Source organism: Algibacter sp. L4_22, from assembly GCF_023473045.1.
In the GTDB taxonomy this organism is placed as follows: Bacteria; Bacteroidota; Bacteroidia; order Flavobacteriales; family Flavobacteriaceae; genus Algibacter.
Genome location: NZ_JAMCOK010000002.1, coordinates 79,096 through 95,406, shown reverse-complemented (window position 1 = coordinate 95,406; position 16,311 = coordinate 79,096). Strand labels below are relative to the sequence as shown.

Below are 16,311 nucleotides of genomic sequence, written 5' to 3'. Positions count from 1 at the left end.
TAATATGTTTTGTAAAATGTACTTTAAAGCATAGTTTATTTCTTAGGTCGGAACGGTTTAATAACACGATCATTACAAACTAAGAATGGACCATTCATAAGGTCGATGCAATAAGGTATGGCAGGGAAAACGGCATCCAAGCATTCTCTTATTGATTTCGGTTTACCGGGTAAATTAATAATTAAACTACTGCCTCTAAGGCCTGCCGTTTGTCTTGATAAAATTGCCGTAGGAACAAACTTTAAAGATTCTGTTCTCATAAGTTCACCAAAACCGGGCATCATTTTATCGCAAACCGCTTCTGTAGCTTCTGGTGTAACATCTCGTTTCGCTGGTCCCGTACCTCCAGTAGTAACAACTAAGCAACATTTATAATTATCTACTAAATCGACTATTGTTTGTTCAATAATGTCTTGTTCATCAGGTACAATTCTATAAATATTTTTCCATTCTGAAATTAAATAATCGTTTAGCGTATTGATAATTGCTTTTCCACTAAGATCTTCATAAACATCGGCATGCGCTCTATCACTAACAGTTATAATTCCTATTGTAATCATTTACATATTTGTTTTCTTGACTATATTTAAAAGGTTTCCTTAGCAATTTAAACGAATCATTGGGATTCAATTAAATTCAGAAAGTTCATTTTTTCAATTAAATCACCAGTAATGGCGACAACAGCAGGTTTTGGAATATTGTCATCGTCAAAAGGCCATTTGCTTGTTAGGTTATTTAAGTCTGTAGATTGTTCACCCGGATGTTGTACACTTAAAAACAATGTTTTTCCATCGGGAGAAAACCATGGTCCAGTAAGTTCAGCATCTATTGGAGCCGTAACAACACGAATTACTTTACCGGCATCTTTACCATACCGAGGTATTAGAAATAAGCTGTTGTTTTTAAAAGGCATATATGGCTTTTCCTCTTTATTCATAGCGCTACCAGACATATCCGTGGTCATCCAAAGATTTCCTGCTAAATCAAAGGCTAAATTATCTGGACAAGAGAATCCGTTTTCTTCACCACCTGCCATATAAATTGAAGCTTTAAATGTTAAAGCATCATAAGCTCCGTTATTTTCTTCAATTTTTAAAATAGATCCATGCCAGTCATTTTTAGATTTATTATTGGTTAGTGAAACAAATATATTCCCAGTAATGGGATCAATTTCAATATCTTCGGGTCTGTTTAATGCTGTTGCTCCCAATAGTTTTGCAGCCTCTCTCGCTCTTACCAGAACTTCTGTTTGGTCTATAAATTTGTTTTGTAAAACTGGTTGACTCTCCCAATCTAAGGCTAACCATGTTCCGTTTACAGTATCTGCTACATACAATGTGCCTTCTTTTAAAGAGCCTGGTTTAGAAGAAATGAATTTGTATAAATGCTCATTATTACTATCATCACCAGTATATGCCACCACACGTTTATCTTCTAATTCATAAAGCGTGCAGCATTCATGAGCAAAGCGTCCTAAAGCAATATGTTTTTGTGCTTTACCATCTTTTGGGTTTACCTCTACAACCCAACCATAATGCTCTGGTGGATAGTTGTAGAATTTTTCCCAACCTTGACTACTTGGTCTATGGCTTGCTATATTGTTTTCATTATATTCCGTTTCTCCATAAAAACTATCATAATTTTCTTCACAAGTAATAAACGTGTTCCAAGGTGTAATACCTCCAGAACAATTGCTATGTGTTCCAATAACTGTAGTTTTTCCTTTAATTGGAGTATCCCAGTTTAGTTCTATTGGAGTTTTAGCAGTTATGCGTCTGTTATGTGAATCATTTTCAACAACTTTCCAAATACCGTTCTCTTGTTTTATTCTAACTATAGTACCACCAACATTATACATTTCTTTGTCTATCTGCTCATTTGTTCGATGCTGTTCAGGATGTTTAAAATCTCTATAGTTGAAATCTGAGACAAAAAGCGGATTGACATATTCATGATTTACCCACAATAAGCCATCATTTGGATTATTTTTATCTAAAGGTAAAAAGCAAGTGAAATCATTATTAAACCCAAAAGTATCTTGCTTATTAAGAGAGTCTCCCCATTTTACAACGGTATGATAGTTTAGACCTTTAGTTAGTATTAAATCATCCATATCCGAAGGTTTTAACGCTTCAATAGCAAGCTTTTTTAATTGTGCTATTCGTTCTTCAGAAAAATTTTCTGTTGTAGCGGGAGTTGTATTACTACCACAACTAATTAAAAAATGAGGTGCCAAAACAGCGCTTAAACTTGTTTTTCCTAAGAAAGAAATAAACTGCCTTCTATTGTGTGTCATAATCTTATTTTCTCAAATATATTTTTTTACAATTTTTGTTCACCTATTATTTTTAAGAATTCGTTTCGGGTTGCTCTTTTTGAAAAAGAGCCTCCATATTCTATGGTTGTTGTAAAACTATTTTTATCTTTTATACCTCTCGAAGATACACAAAGGTGCTTTGCGTTGATAATTACAATAACATCCTTGGTCTCTAATACATCTTGTAAATCGTTTAAAATTTGAACAGCAAGGCGTTCTTGTACCTGCGGCCTGTGTGCATAATAATCTACTAAACGATTAATTTTAGAAAGTCCAATTACTTTTTTGGTTGGTATATATCCTATGTGTGCATGACCAATAATTGGCAAAAAATGATGCTCGCAAGAAGAATCGATATTGATATGTTGTTCCACAAGCATCTTTTTATAATCATACTTGTTTTCGAAGGTTGAGAGCTTTGGTTTATTAGCAGGGTTTAACCCATAAAATAACTCTTTAACATACATTTTAGCAAAACGATATGGAGTTCCAGATAGACTATCATCTGTTAAATCTAGTCCCATTTCTTCCATAATCATTTTAAAGTGATGCTGTATGTTATCTATTTTTTCATCATCACTTTTATCAAAAGCATCAGGGCGCAACGGTGTTTTTATGTTTGCAGAGAAATGATGATCTCCTTCGGCTTGTATTTGTTCTTTATCCTTCATTTGCACAGCATTTATTTTGGTTACATTGACAGTATTTTTTGTTGTATAAATGCAGTGCAATTAAAGATATAGCAGGAACATAAATAAAACTTTCATTTAAACCAAACCAAGCGTTTTTTTCGTTAAGTACAACAACAAGCTATAGCATAAAACTCAACCACAAAGCTGGTTTTATCCATTTTAATGATGTAATTTTTGTAGACCGATACACTGCAAAAAATGAAATTATTAAGAATAAATAATCTATATAACCCCACCAAGTTGGCACACTGTTATAATGAGTAATGGAACAACTTTGCGCAATAAAAATAAGCGGAGTTGCTATGCAATGTATTAAGCAAAGTGTACTTGCGATAACACCAATACTGTCTGGTTTTTGTTTTATTAATATCATTAATTCATTTTAATACAACTAAGGTGCAAATATAATAACATAAATCATTAATGCAACTAAGTTGTAATTAATATTTTTGTTTTTACAACACGGTAACATTACCTTTGCATTATGGGTGTTTTAAGAAAAACAAAATCGGTTGAAATAGTACTTAAAGAATTTGATGAGGATTCGAGTGCTATTTCTGTTATAACTTTAGTTGAACGTCTACGTTCTAAAATGAATAAAACCACAGTATATCGTATTTTAGATAAACTTGAAGATGACGGTATTGTACATTTATTTTTAGGGAAAAACGGGCATAAATGGTATGCAAAATGTCATAATTGTTCGTCAGCCGTTCATAAAGATATCCATCCACATTTTCAATGTGTAAGTTGTGGTAAGGTAGATTGTATAGATGTAAATGTTGTTATTCCTGAGATAGCTAATCGTAAGGTAGAAATATCTCAAATATTACTCCAAGGTAAATGTGAATCATGTAATGATTAATTGAATTTTCAGATTGATTAATTGAAAACTTTTTTAATTTGTCTATTTGATAATTCTAATCATAATGCGCATGCTGATCTTAAAAGACTTTGGGTTTAAGGATATTTTGTTGCAATTATCAAAAACAGTACTTTTTGCTTTTATAATATACGGTTTAGCAGTTTGGATTTATAAAAAGAAATGCTATTGTTTATTTTTAATGAAGAAAATATAAAGCAAACAATTCTTTATAACGCGACTATTTTTCATGTTTCACATAAATTGAATATTATCTACAAGGACTAAAGTTTTTTCAAATACGCGATTCTCAGCGAACGACAAAATTTGATGTTTTTACTAAAAAAATTAAATCTTGGTGTTGCTAATTCAAAATAAGCGTTCGTGCCATTTCTAAAAGCAACCTTTTTTCTTCAATCGATCTTTTTAAAGGTAATTGAGCCAAACCAATAATTCTACGCATAATTTCTATTCCTGCAACTTGGGAAAGTAAATTTGCGTTCAGGGTTTCGGGATATCTATTTTTTATGCCTTCTAAACAATCGCTGTTCATAGTGATCATAATAGTATGTGCGGCCATAACGCCAATATCAAATTCGGCAAAACCCATAAAACTGAATTCCGGATCTATCACATACGTATGGTTTTCCTTCGTCATCCAACTTCCAGGATAATAATCGCCGTGCAAAAGCGTATCCCCTTTAGATAAGTATTGCTCGCCAACCTTTGCAATCTCTGTTTTTAACGCGGCATCATGTCTGTAAATTAAAGCCAATTCCTGAAGCCCGTTTTGAATGGTATCTAAATGAAAATCGCTATCCTTTAAAAAAGGCAAAACAAATATGTGTTGATAGTTAAGCAAACGCAAGTCCATATTTTCAGGATATGCTGTAGGTTTAGATTTATGAATTTCCGCAGCAATATCTATAAGTTCATGCAGTTGCGAGCTGTCCATCGTTCTATCATCATAGAGATACGACATATCTTTACAATCGCCTAAATCTTCCAGAATAAGCAAATAATTATCTGCGTTATAAGCCAGTATTTTAGGAATATGTGGCGCAATAACCTTATTGGTAACCGCTTTATAAAACTGAAATTCCACATCGATACGCTCAATAGGTGCCGTAATATCTTGATATTTTTGAACAAACGGACGCGATTGTTTTACAATAAAAGACCGCGTATTGGTACGGATTCTAAGTACCACATTCATGTTGCCCTCACCCGGTTTTTCTATAGAAAGAATGCGTTCTTGTTTTAGGTCTAAAAACCCCATGGCATTTAAACACAGCTCAAAATCCAAAATGGAACTATTAACATCTAAATACATAGGTTATTTTTTATTTAAGCTTTGCCAGAAATCCGTTTTCATAAGGTCTACCTCTATTTTGGTATGGATGTTTATTACACGTGGTGTGTTTTCTGGAGGTGTTAAAAAGGTCTCAATCTTCGATAATTCAGGATGTGCGAGTGCTTCTATAATAGCAACATCCCACATAATCCAGCTTTTCTTTTCTGGGTCATCCTTGGTCCACCAACGCTCGTATGTGTCCCAACGGTTTATTAAATAATCGGCAATACCGCCTTTGTTTTTTAATTGCGCATCTACTTCTGCTTTAGTAAACACCAAGTGTTGGCTGGTTGTTGCCGTCATGATACTTAAATCTAGACCTTTGGTATTTAGAAGAATATCCACCGCTTTTGGGTCGTTGCCTGTATTGAATTCCTTTTTATTATACGCGTTGGTTTCCACGGTATGCCAAAAACCAAGATAATGCACTTTTAGTTTTTCTATAATCGATGGATCTTCCAAAATAGCACTCGCCACATTGGTGCTCGATCCTAAAATAACCACGTTTAGCTTTTCGCCAGCTGGTAATTTATGCGCCATTTTAACAATGAAGTTTGAAGCCGGAGAACTTGCCGGTTCTGTACTATTGGTTATCGGTACATTACTTCCAAGCGGTAACGGAATGCTGTAATTCCCCATTAAGTTCAGTATCTTTTCGTTAATATCTTGGCTTTCTTGTACGGTGTTTTCGGTTGCCAATGGCGATGTATGAAACTGTGCCGAAGTAATACCCAAAATATTAAAATTCGGTTCTTTAATGGCTCTAACAATAGCATAAAGATCGTCTACTTCATTAGCGGTATCAGCATCAATAATAATGGGTAAACGCGTGTCTTTTATCTGTGCGCCTGCTGTAAACTGAGTAAAAACGGAAACTAGAAGTATTAATTGAAACAAAGAAACGTAAATCCCTTTATTGAAATTTACGTTCTTTAATATATTGATTTTATTATGTTCTTGCATGTAGGCTTTCTATAATTGCTGAAATAATTTGTATTTACAAAAGTACAAACTATACGATTGATGCAGCCTTTGGTCGTAGAAAGTGATGGAACATTACTTGGTTGAGGATAATGAAAACATTCATTTTATAGAAATACAATTATCATATAACAACTTATTTATCGGGTGTCATTAAAAAAATCACCCACTCACCTATGCATCGTATCTAAAATCTCAATAATTTCGGTTTTCTTCCGAACAGAAACCGGTACATTTTCGCCATTTTTCAGCATTAAATAACCGCCATCGGATTTTATGTATTCACTAACATAATCTAAATTAACCAAGTGACTTTGGTGAATTCTGATAAAATCGTAACTTTTTAACATGTCTGCAAAATACTTCAATGTTTTGGTTACAAACACCTTACGTTTGTCTTGAAGATGAAAAATGGTATTATTACTATCAGATTCACAACGAATAATATCATCTAAACTCACAATAATAATTTTATCTAGTGTGTGTAACGATATTTTATCTGGCTTTTGTTCTGGAGCAGAAAGTGTTTCTTTTAAAATGGTTAATCGTTCTTTATTAGGTTGTATTTGCTTTTTAGCACGATCTACAGCCAAATCCAATTCTTCGTAAGCGTACGGCTTTAAAACATAATCTATAGCCGCGAATTTAAAGGCTCTAATTGCAAACTCATCACTGGCTGTTACAAAGATAATTTTCGATTTTAAATCTGGAAAAATCTCTAGAATATCAAAACCAGTTCCATCGCCTAACATAATATCTAAAAATAGAATATCGGGTTGTTTCTTACGTAAAACCTTTGCTGCTTCTACAACACTTTGTGCGGTGGCAATAATTTCAACTTCGGGATGCCTGGTTTCTAAATCGCTTTTTAAAAGCTGTAAAGCATCAATCATGTCTTCTACAATAATGGCTGTAAGCATAGGTTCTCTAATAATCTGTTAATAAAGGAATTTTAAAGGTAATATTTGTTCCGCCAATAGTACCATCATCATTTTTAATTTCGGTAATCTGCAGTGCATTTTCACCCGAAATGGATGTTAAACGCTCTTTTGTAACGGTAAGCGCCATAGATTGATGGTCTGTTTTTATTTTTGTCTCTTGAGATTTAAAAATACCAATACCATTATCGATTACTGTACAATGCAAATAATGTTCGGTAGTATTAAATTCAATTTGAAGCATTCCTACTTTGTCACCTTTTAAAATACCATGGCGAATTGCGTTTTCTACAAAAGGCTGAATTAACATGGGTGACACAAGTATTTCTTCTGGATCGAGTTCGCAGTTACTAGTAATTGTAAACGTAAACGGTTTTGCTGCCATTAACTGCTCTACAGTAATATAATGGCGTATGGTTTTAATTTCTTGCCCTAAAGTAATCTGGTCTTTTCTGGAGTTATTTAGCGTTTCTCTAAGTAAGGTTGCAAAACTATTTATTGTGGCATTCATTTTATCTGGTTTGTTAATGGCCATGGCTTTTATACCATTTAGTACATTAAAGATAAAATGCGGATTCATTTGTAATTGCAACGCCTTATGCTCTAGAGTAAGCAGGTCGTTTTTTATTTGTAATTGTGCTTTATCAGCTTTGTTTTTTAATCTTATTCTTCTAATGTATAGCCAACCTAAAACTAATAAAAGCAAGAGAGCAAAGCCTATTACAGCCCATTGGAATGCTGCTTTTTTGTATAACGGACTATCTATAAAAAAGTTGAATTTTATAGGTATGCTTTCCTCCCATCTGTAATTTCTAGATTGTACAGAAAATTGATGCGCGCCATAAGCTAAACCTGCAAAGTTTTGTTTGTTCTCTTTAGACCACGGACTCCACGCGTTTTGGTTTAATTTAGACCGGTATTCTATTTGATTTGGATGATCGATATCCACACTTCTATAGGCAAAACTTAATTGGGTTTGGGTTGGGGTTAAGTTTAGAACTTTGTTTGTATTAGTCCAAGCCTTTAGGTTTATAGTATCGACACTTTTATAAGCAACTTGCACATCTTTAAAATAGATTTCGGGTTTTAAAGTAGTTTTACTAGCAGCACTTGGTATGTATTCGGTTAAGCCATAAAGCGCACCAAACCAAAGGTGACCTTTTTCATCTTTATCTACGGCATTTAAACAAGTTTCTATACCTAGAAAACCATCGTTTCTTCCAAAATGATAGATGTCTTCAATATCGCTATCTTGGTTTAATTGAATTTTATCTACACCGCGTTCTGTGCCTGCCCATAAATAACCTTGATTATCAAATATTAATTGATATATATTTTCTGAAGACATTTTTTTCGCTCCTTTTAAAGGTTTGAAAATTGGGGTGTTATCGCTAATTTCTGAAACCCAAATACCTTTTCCGGCTGTTCCTAGAAACAATTTATCTTGATGAAACAACAACGTTCTTATAGCTGTTTGCTGTTTTAAAACGGCTCCTAAAGCTATTTGTTTGCCATCTTGAATATAACCTAAAAGACCTGTTTGTGTGGCGTACCATAATCTGTTTTGGTTATCTAATGCGATGTCTTTTATGTATAAATCGGTGATGCCAGATTTTTTACCATATCTTTTTTTGATAACTAAACTATCCCTTTCATTATCGTAATTAAACTGTATAATACCACTAGAATAAGTTGCTACCCACATGGTATTTTGTCCTTTAACAAGCTTACGAATCCAATCGAAAGGGAAACCGTTTTCGGTATTTAGAACCTTGTTTTTAATTACTGTTTTTGTGAATACTTTTGTAACAACGTTTAGAGAATCGCTATAATCTGGAACTAAACTATCTACTGTTTTCGTGGTTCTTAAAAGTACACCATTACCGTCGGATCCGGCCCAAATATTTCCATAATCGTCACTAGTTATGGTCTTTATTTTTATATTCGAAAAGCCTTTAATTTTAGGAATATGATGAATTCCTAACGTATCTATTTGAGTTAAACCTGCTTCGGAACTCGATATCCAAAGGCTATTTTTTGCATGATGTACAGCATAAATACGATTGCCTTTTAAGCCCGACGATGCATCGAAATGTTGAAAATTATTTTGGAAATATTTATAGAAACCACCACCAGATGTGGCGATCCAAATATTAGATTGTCTATCGGTAAAGGTTTTTCTAATATGAGAAACCGAAAGCCCTTTGGATTTGTTTATGTTTCTTTTTTCGGCATAATTTTGGGTATCTATAATGGTGATGCCATCATTATCTGTTGCCACCCATAATTCATTTTTATTATGAATTTCCATGGAATTAATACCAAGTGGTTCTCGTAATAAAATAGGTGCTTCATTACCTTTTGGATCTAGTATTAAAATACCATCTCTATAAGTTGCTGCAAATATTTTATGGTTATTATAAACTACAGATTTGAAATTGTTTTCTTCAATTTTTTCTATTTGAAGCGTTGCGCCCTCCAGCTTATTTGTTTTCCAAAGTCCGGTGTTAGTTGCTATCCAATAAAACGTACCATCGAAAACAATAGCATTTACTATACTGGAATCAATGTCTGTGTTTATGCTTAGTTTTTTTAGTTTTTCAGTATTAGAATAACTGTAAATACCTTGTGCTGTGCCTAAATAAAGGCCGTTTTCTGATTTATAAAAATGATTGACTTGCGGAGATTTATAATTTGAAAATTTATTTTTTACTTTAATGGATAATCCGAGATTTGTTCCAATATATAGGCTATCATTACTCGTGTATAACGCATGAATATAATTGGAAAGTAGTCCATTGTTTTCATTCCATACAGAAAAATTAGTACCATCAAAATTACAGAGTCCGCCTCCTTGTGTGCCTAACCATAAGTAACCAATTTCATCTTGAACAATATCATATACTTGAGATTGTGGTAAACCATCTTCTATGGAATACGATCGTAATTGACTGTTTTGCGCACTAATTATGGAGCTTACAAAAAGTAGGAATAAAAGAAAATATGTAGTGTGTTTTTTGCTCAAATGATGTTTTGGTTTCTAGTGTTTTTTAAATTAAAATAATTAGGTTAAAAGTTATATTGGATAAGAGTTGCAATTTCGGTTAAATATAAACTTTTTTTAGATTTACTCTCTTCCATTTAGGTATTAAACCCTCATTCATTTTTAACTGAATTGGTAAATACTTCTCTAGTTTCCGATTTTATTCAAATTAATAATTTCGTTTTTGTTGAAAAGTAAACGGACTTCTAATATATGCTGCAAATATGGTAGCCATAACAATTAGAATTGCAACTTCATACGATTTTCCTTTGTACATATGAATAAAGACAATAAGCGTCATGTAAGATGCTAAAAGTATGGTTCCGATTACAATCGTTCTGTTATACAAAAATAAAGCAGTTGCTATTAATAGAAATATACCTGTAATAATGAGTATGGCATTATTTGAAACAATTTTATTCATTTCACTAGAATGCAATATTTTATCTAAAGCGTTAGGTATAAAAAATAACGTTATTATTACTGACGGTAACCATATTAATATGGTTGTAAATATTTTTTTTGGGTCCATTTTTTTTATAATTTTTAAAAGTGAATTGTATTTTATATTGTTTGGTATAAACTAGTATCGTTTATTGCTGTGTTTCTATATTCTGTTGCATCATCTTTCTGTAAAATGGGCTGTAATACACAAAGCACTGTTGTTTTTCCTTTAATAAGAAGTTTGTTGCCATGGATTTCACTTTTCCAACGGTATTTTTCTATAGGAATATTTAGGTGATATAAAATAGTTGCCATTTCTGAAGACTCGGAAACCCAATCCATAATAGCGTCTCTATCGCTAAGCTCTGGAATTTCTGCTTTATCATTAAAAGTAAATTCCCATTCTACAGGAATATTAAATTTATAGCTATAAATACCTCCTAAACTTGTTTCTTTTCTTGTTTTCAATGCTGTAAACCAATCTATTTTAGTCTGTGGATAATTCGCTTTAAAATCTTTTGAAAGTGCTGCTGGACCTGGAGATTCGGCTGTTGGATAATAACCATAATAAGGTTTTGCTAAATAGTGTCCTGCATATTTACCTCCAAATACATTAAAATATGAAGACGCAATTATTTTTGGTGATTCTACTGTTGTAAAGACTTGTTTTAATGCCTGTAAAAGCACTTTATTCTCTCCTAAACCACAAGAATGAAAAACAATTTGCGTGGTATTATTAACACCCGATTTTAAAATAGGAATATCATTTTTGAATTCAGATAAGGTTTCTACCGTAATGCGTTCACCTTTTCTTGTTGTTTTTAAAGACATGCCTAACCAAGGATTACTATGGCTTACAATGTGAATTTTATCGTATGTTTTACCAGCAGTTTTATTAAGAAAGCTAATGATTTCTTCTATTGAAAATAAATGATCTACAACCTGTATATCTTGTGCTTCAAAATAGTGTTTTGCATTGGTATAATACGTGTTGTCACCTTCATCAAAACCTGCAATAAAAACAATAGATTCCATCTGTTCTGTAAATTCTATAGGCAAAGCAAGTGCCGTTTCCGGTGTTTGCGAAAACGGCTTCTTGCAGCCTAATATTAGAATTAAAAAGATTAATATTGAATATCGTTTCATTAATACTTTTTTAGAAATTAATAGGATTTAAATGCTCACTAGCTACCAAATCTTCTGTGCTTTCTGGAGTATCCTCAACTTTAACTAATTTGTATCCATTCCATTTATATTCACTAATAATTAGTTTTTTATCCTCTTTAGCGGTTTCATTTTTAGCTATTGTTTTAAAATCCGTAATAAAAGTCTCTAAAACCAATCTGCTTTTTACACCTTCCATATCTGATGGAAAAACAAAAGATTCTGTTTTACTGTAAGATGTATCGCAGTGATCTATTAAACTGGCTACGTTTGTAAATTTTCCGTTATTCCAAAAAATGTACATTTTGCCTTTATTTTCATTTCCTTCGGTAGCAGGAATATCAAGAGCGATAATATCTTCAACATTAAACAACCCTTTGTTTCCAATATTTTTCATTTCTAAAGCTTTAGATTGATGTCCGTTGAAAACAATTTTATCAATTTGAACACCATTTTTAAAAGCTCGTAATTGATGTTTTTGTTCAATTTCGCCTGCTTCATTTACGGTAGCGCTTTCAAAACCATAAGCAAATTTTACGTTGTGGCTTGCTTCACTCCCAAAGGTTTTTTGAGCTATTAAACCGCCCCAAACCCAGCCAGAGTCGTTACCAATACTTACGCGATACCAGTTGCTTTTAATACCATCTAAGGTATCTTCACGTTCACTTTTTTCTTCTATAACCATTTTGGTTCCAATTGGTAATAATGCTACTGCCTTTCCCTTTATAGATGGATTTTCACGTAAGTAAACGTGGTCTGCAAGTAAGTATTCATAAGTTACTTTGCTTACCGTGGTACTTGGTGTTGCTGTTGCAAAATTTACTTGTGGTTCTGTTTGGCCAAACATGGTTGACATTGCTACTAGGCATAATCCTAGGATACTGTTTTGTACATTTTTCATTTTGAATAAATTTAAAGATTAATATTAATTATTGTCAATGCCTGAATAGGCTACTGATTCGTTGTCGTTAAAGTCATCATCATTCCACGCAAAACTCTGTAGAACTTTAAGATCTTTAATAGTGTGTTTTTCTGTAAAGCTGACCTCTGTTTTAAGTATTATGGCTTCTTTACCAAGTTTTTGTACTGGGAATATATATTGAACTTCTGTTGTTGTATTCTCGCAAAAATCGTTTTCTATATATGGTAATGAAATAGAATCGTTAGTATCTGTTATCATGTAATAATAAGTTTCGGCATGGTAGCAACATGTGCTATAATGGATGTCTACTTTTATAATTTCATTAATGTTATCCAGATTAGGGTCTGTTAATAATGTAATAGTAACATCTTCAAAAAGATCAAGATCTAGAATGCTTAAAGTTGCTACTTTCATAGAAACATCATCTGTTGCTACAATATCGAACAGCGCTGTAGCATATTCTTGTTGCTTGGTGTCCATTCTATTTGCAACTTTATATTTACTGGTTACTGTAAATTCTTGCGCGTTTGTAAACTGAAAACTGATTAATGTGATTAAAAGAATAATTAGATTTTTCATGGTATATATATTAGGTTGTTATGTTTCTATACCTCAAAATTAAGGGAGAACTAAGGGTTTATTTGGTCGCTTCTAGTATCCGTAAGCTATAAACTAGAATTCGTTAATTATTGATCGTTTATACTTATTTCGATCGTTATTTATCATCATTTTACTAGGTCTATAAAAAGAAAACCTGCAAAGTTTTTAAGCCTTACAGGTTCTTCTGGTTTTTGAAATTATGGGGTGATAACGGTTTTATTTTCTATTCAGAATAACAACTTCAATTAAAAAAAATCAATCGTTAAACTATTATTCTACAAATTCCTCATATTGATATTCTAAATCAAGGTTACAATCTGCTTTTGTGTTTTGTTGTTTAAAATTATTCACACTATCTCGGATTTGTACAGGTTTATCATTTGAATAAAAATCAATGTAATCACATCTTACTAAAATCATATAAATATTTAACGCGATACATGATACAACTGCTATTTTTAAAACGGTTTTTATCATCTTTTTAAGGTTAAAGTTATACTTCTATTCACATTTAATGTTTTTACAGATAAACCCGTAAACTCTTTAAAAACAGATGAAGCATAAACCCAGGTGCCATGATCTAGAACTTCAATTTCTGTAATTTCACCTTCAGCGTTAAACTTTATACGCAGGCTATCATATTGTTTTAAGTATTTGGTTACTAAAGTTGTGTATAATGCTTTAAATTCCATCTTAATTTTTCTTTTATCGATTTTCAATAGGTTTTCATTCATTGTTATAGAAAAAGACTTCTTAAACGTAGTTTTTTTAGAGACTTCTGCTTCTGCTCCAACAGCCGAATTATTAACGTTTTTAGGCATTGGAAGCGGTTGTTTTATTGTTTTTAATGTGCCATCCTCGTTAACAATAGTTTCATCTACAGCTACAAAAGAAGTGTAATTGGTTACTAGGTTGTATTTTATTCCTAAGTCTATAACATCTTGCTTGACATCATCCGAAAACAATTTATTATAATCGTCTAGTTCCTCTATTCGTTTTCTTACCCATAAATAGCGTAAAGCTTTGTTTTTAGCGCTTACATTCTTAGAAGAGATCTTGAATTCTTGTTTAAATTTTTTCTTACCCTGGTAACCAGTAATTATAATACTTCCTTCTGGCGTACCATGGTATTTTCCATAAACAAGCACAGGTCTAGCAGCAAAAACATCTGGAATGCTACTTGGAGCCATATCATAGATTTCAAAACCTTTTGCTTTAAGTTTAACTTGTGTTAATAAAGGGGTTTCTATATAATTTTTAAAAGCTTTTGCTGTTTCTAAAGCTTCTGTTTTTGAGGTGGCTATAAAAGACTCGCTATTAGATACTTTTGCCAAACCTTCTATTAAATATCGATTTACACTAGAGCCTATACCAAAAGTGAACACATTGGCTTGGTCTAAATTGTTTTTAATAAGCTCGAAAGCTTCTTTTTCTACACTTACATAACCATCTGTTATTACAACCATAGAACGCGCGCTGCTTGGATCTTTTCTTGGTAATTTATAAGCTAATTTTAATGCGCTAAGCAACTCTGTACCGCCTCCGCCTTGTCCTTCAGAAAGAAAAAGAATAGCAGCTTCTATATTTTTTTCATTGACTTCTACTGAATTTGTACTGAAAACAGTAGAGCTAGAAGCAAACAGCTGAACGTTAAAAGTATCTGTAGCTCTAAGATCACATAGTAAATTACGCATGAGTTCTTTTGAAACTTCTAAAGGATAACCGTTCATAGACCCCGAAACATCAACAATAAAAAGGTATTCTCTAGATGGAATATCTTTAAAATTAACCTTGTTTGTTGGTTCCATTTGTAAGGCGAAGAAATTCTCATCGTCATGTTCATATAACAATAAACCAGATTGTATACTGTTGCCACGAAGGCTATAGTCTAAAATAAAATCTCTGTTCCCAGGGTTTTTATTACTTTTTGATAAAAATATTTCGGCTGTTTTTGGATCTGGATAATTAATATTTACTTGGTGGCTGCTGCTATTTATATTTTGAATAATCATGCCAGCATTAAGTGATACTTTAATATCATAATCAAAAGTACTTGCCGCTCCTTTTGAAGTATACGGCGAATTAAAAGCAGCTTCTGAATGTTCGCTTTCTCCTGTAAATCTTGGACCAACTACTGCTGGAGCAACAAATTGATAAGTGCCATTAATAGGAACTAATAATTCGGTATAATAAATAGCAATAGTAATTTCATCGTTAGGCATAATATTACCCACATTCATTTGGAAAATATTAGGTCTGTGTTGGTCTAGTTTAGCTGCTCGTTTTCCTTCTTTTACAGCCGTTTCATATACTTTTTGAGCTTCTTGTTTCTCAAAAATTTTAGCATTTATAATACGATTGCCAACCGTCATCTGCATTTTATGAACTGCCGCTTGAGTAGACAACGGAAAAACATATTTAGCTTCTATGGGAATTTCGCCTTTATTTTGATAGACTTGAGTAAGCTTCACGTGAGCTATAGTCCCCGAAATTTCGACTTCTGTTTTAGATGATTTTAAAGGAACTACAGCATCTTTGGTAGAAACCGATAGATAAGGGCTATCGCTATTTTGAGCAAAGCCTAAAGAGATGGAACAAAAAAGTAAGAGTGTAACTAAGTATTTCATGGTTTTATTTTTTAGATTGTTGTTATTTATACATCAAATCTAAAAGAGAAGCCATGCTAATCTAAGTGGGTTTTAGAATTCGTTGGGGTTAATCTAGAATTCGTAGTATCGCTATATATTGAAAAAATGATTTATCAAAATTTTGATATTATATCCATCGAGAAGGTGAAAAAAATGTAATTATTAAGAAAGTGTTTTTAGATATATTTAATTTCGAACTTTTAAAAAAAAATCTGCTGTAGAACTAGCTATTCACTTATAAATACCAACGTCATTTGGTTGCTATGTCACAGAGCATAGTTGTTCTAATACCCTTATCTACTTATTAAAGTAATACTTCACTTATTAATGTGTTATATAGCTCTTA

Annotated in this window: 15 protein-coding genes; 1 reads left to right on the top strand and 14 read right to left on the bottom strand. The window is 32.5% G+C overall.

Going from position 1 to position 16,311, the window contains the following annotated elements:
• Nucleotides 1-35 precede the first annotated feature (35 nt).
• The 4 genes from mog to M4I23_RS05025 form a co-directional block, all read right to left on the bottom strand.
• The gene (mog, locus tag M4I23_RS05040) at nucleotides 36-560 is read right to left on the bottom strand and encodes a molybdopterin adenylyltransferase (RefSeq protein WP_249753671.1); all 525 of its coding nucleotides are present in this window, start codon (nucleotides 558-560) and stop codon (nucleotides 36-38) included.
• 56 nt (nucleotides 561-616) lie between these two features.
• Entirely contained in the window at nucleotides 617-2,296 is a 1,680-nt protein-coding gene (locus M4I23_RS05035; RefSeq protein WP_249753670.1) for a PhoX family phosphatase, read from the bottom strand.
• A gap of 26 nt (nucleotides 2,297-2,322) precedes the next feature.
• The gene (gene folE, locus M4I23_RS05030) at nucleotides 2,323-2,988 is read right to left on the bottom strand and encodes a GTP cyclohydrolase I FolE (protein ID WP_249753669.1); all 666 of its coding nucleotides are present in this window, start codon (nucleotides 2,986-2,988) and stop codon (nucleotides 2,323-2,325) included.
• A 139-nt stretch (nucleotides 2,989-3,127) separates the two neighbouring features.
• The gene (locus M4I23_RS05025) at nucleotides 3,128-3,382 is read right to left on the bottom strand and encodes a MerC domain-containing protein (RefSeq protein WP_249753668.1); all 255 of its coding nucleotides are present in this window, start codon (nucleotides 3,380-3,382) and stop codon (nucleotides 3,128-3,130) included.
• 111 nt (nucleotides 3,383-3,493) lie between these two features.
• Between M4I23_RS05025 and M4I23_RS05020 the strand changes: the two genes are divergently transcribed.
• Entirely contained in the window at nucleotides 3,494-3,874 is a 381-nt protein-coding gene (locus M4I23_RS05020) for a Fur family transcriptional regulator (protein WP_249753667.1), read from the top strand.
• Nucleotides 3,875-4,235: 361 nt separating this feature from the next.
• Here M4I23_RS05020 and M4I23_RS05015 read toward each other — a convergent pair whose 3' ends face one another.
• The 10 genes from M4I23_RS05015 to M4I23_RS04970 form a co-directional block, all read right to left on the bottom strand.
• Nucleotides 4,236-5,204, bottom strand: a complete 969-nt coding sequence (locus M4I23_RS05015) for a phosphotransferase (RefSeq protein WP_249753666.1) — start codon at nucleotides 5,202-5,204, stop codon at nucleotides 4,236-4,238.
• Nucleotides 5,205-5,207: 3 nt separating this feature from the next.
• A complete protein-coding gene (locus tag M4I23_RS05010; RefSeq protein ID WP_249753665.1) occupies nucleotides 5,208-6,188 on the bottom strand; it encodes a nucleoside hydrolase in 981 nt (326 codons plus the stop codon).
• 188 nt (nucleotides 6,189-6,376) lie between these two features.
• Nucleotides 6,377-7,126 carry a LytTR family DNA-binding domain-containing protein gene (locus M4I23_RS05005; protein WP_159020340.1) on the bottom strand — a complete coding sequence of 250 codons (750 nt, stop codon included), beginning with the start codon at nucleotides 7,124-7,126 and terminating at the stop codon, nucleotides 6,377-6,379.
• Nucleotides 7,127-7,133: 7 nt separating this feature from the next.
• Complete coding sequence (locus M4I23_RS05000; protein WP_249753664.1) at nucleotides 7,134-10,169, bottom strand: two-component regulator propeller domain-containing protein; 3,036 nt, start codon at nucleotides 10,167-10,169, stop codon at nucleotides 7,134-7,136.
• Nucleotides 10,170-10,356: 187 nt separating this feature from the next.
• Entirely contained in the window at nucleotides 10,357-10,719 is a 363-nt protein-coding gene (locus tag M4I23_RS04995) for a hypothetical protein (protein ID WP_249753663.1), read from the bottom strand.
• Between the two features lie 32 nt (nucleotides 10,720-10,751).
• Nucleotides 10,752-11,777 (bottom strand): hypothetical protein, encoded by a 1,026-nt coding sequence (locus M4I23_RS04990; protein WP_249753662.1) that lies wholly within the window; start codon nucleotides 11,775-11,777, stop codon nucleotides 10,752-10,754.
• 10 nt (nucleotides 11,778-11,787) lie between these two features.
• Complete coding sequence (locus M4I23_RS04985; protein ID WP_249753661.1) at nucleotides 11,788-12,696, bottom strand: SH3 domain-containing protein; 909 nt, start codon at nucleotides 12,694-12,696, stop codon at nucleotides 11,788-11,790.
• A gap of 24 nt (nucleotides 12,697-12,720) precedes the next feature.
• The gene (locus M4I23_RS04980) at nucleotides 12,721-13,296 is read right to left on the bottom strand and encodes a hypothetical protein (protein ID WP_249753660.1); all 576 of its coding nucleotides are present in this window, start codon (nucleotides 13,294-13,296) and stop codon (nucleotides 12,721-12,723) included.
• Nucleotides 13,297-13,587: 291 nt separating this feature from the next.
• A complete protein-coding gene (locus M4I23_RS04975) occupies nucleotides 13,588-13,794 on the bottom strand; it encodes a hypothetical protein (protein WP_158850147.1) in 207 nt (68 codons plus the stop codon).
• Entirely contained in the window at nucleotides 13,791-15,944 is a 2,154-nt protein-coding gene (locus M4I23_RS04970; RefSeq protein ID WP_249753659.1) for a VIT and VWA domain-containing protein, read from the bottom strand. The genes M4I23_RS04975 and M4I23_RS04970 overlap by 4 nt, the downstream gene beginning before the upstream one ends.
• Between the last annotated feature and the right edge of the window lie 367 nt (nucleotides 15,945-16,311).

Bases quoted from the DNA above. Each gene is read 5' to 3' on its own strand.
- M4I23_RS05025 (WP_249753668.1), bottom strand. From the start codon at position 3,382: ATGATATTAATAAAACAAAAACCAGACAGTATTGGTGTTATCGCAAGT.
- M4I23_RS05035 (WP_249753670.1), bottom strand. From the start codon at position 2,296: ATGACACACAATAGAAGGCAGTTTATTTCTTTCTTAGGAAAAACAAGT.
- M4I23_RS05010 (WP_249753665.1), bottom strand. From the start codon at position 6,188: ATGCAAGAACATAATAAAATCAATATATTAAAGAACGTAAATTTCAAT.
- folE (WP_249753669.1), bottom strand. From the start codon at position 2,988: ATGAAGGATAAAGAACAAATACAAGCCGAAGGAGATCATCATTTCTCT.
- M4I23_RS04975 (WP_158850147.1), bottom strand. From the start codon at position 13,794: ATGATAAAAACCGTTTTAAAAATAGCAGTTGTATCATGTATCGCGTTA.
- mog (WP_249753671.1), bottom strand. From the start codon at position 560: ATGATTACAATAGGAATTATAACTGTTAGTGATAGAGCGCATGCCGAT.
- M4I23_RS04985 (WP_249753661.1), bottom strand. From the start codon at position 12,696: ATGAAAAATGTACAAAACAGTATCCTAGGATTATGCCTAGTAGCAATG.
- M4I23_RS05005 (WP_159020340.1), bottom strand. From the start codon at position 7,126: ATGCTTACAGCCATTATTGTAGAAGACATGATTGATGCTTTACAGCTT.
- M4I23_RS04980 (WP_249753660.1), bottom strand. From the start codon at position 13,296: ATGAAAAATCTAATTATTCTTTTAATCACATTAATCAGTTTTCAGTTT.
- M4I23_RS04990 (WP_249753662.1), bottom strand. From the start codon at position 11,777: ATGAAACGATATTCAATATTAATCTTTTTAATTCTAATATTAGGCTGC.
- M4I23_RS05020 (WP_249753667.1), top strand. From the start codon at position 3,494: ATGGGTGTTTTAAGAAAAACAAAATCGGTTGAAATAGTACTTAAAGAA.
- M4I23_RS04995 (WP_249753663.1), bottom strand. From the start codon at position 10,719: ATGGACCCAAAAAAAATATTTACAACCATATTAATATGGTTACCGTCA.
- M4I23_RS04970 (WP_249753659.1), bottom strand. From the start codon at position 15,944: ATGAAATACTTAGTTACACTCTTACTTTTTTGTTCCATCTCTTTAGGC.
- M4I23_RS05015 (WP_249753666.1), bottom strand. From the start codon at position 5,204: ATGTATTTAGATGTTAATAGTTCCATTTTGGATTTTGAGCTGTGTTTA.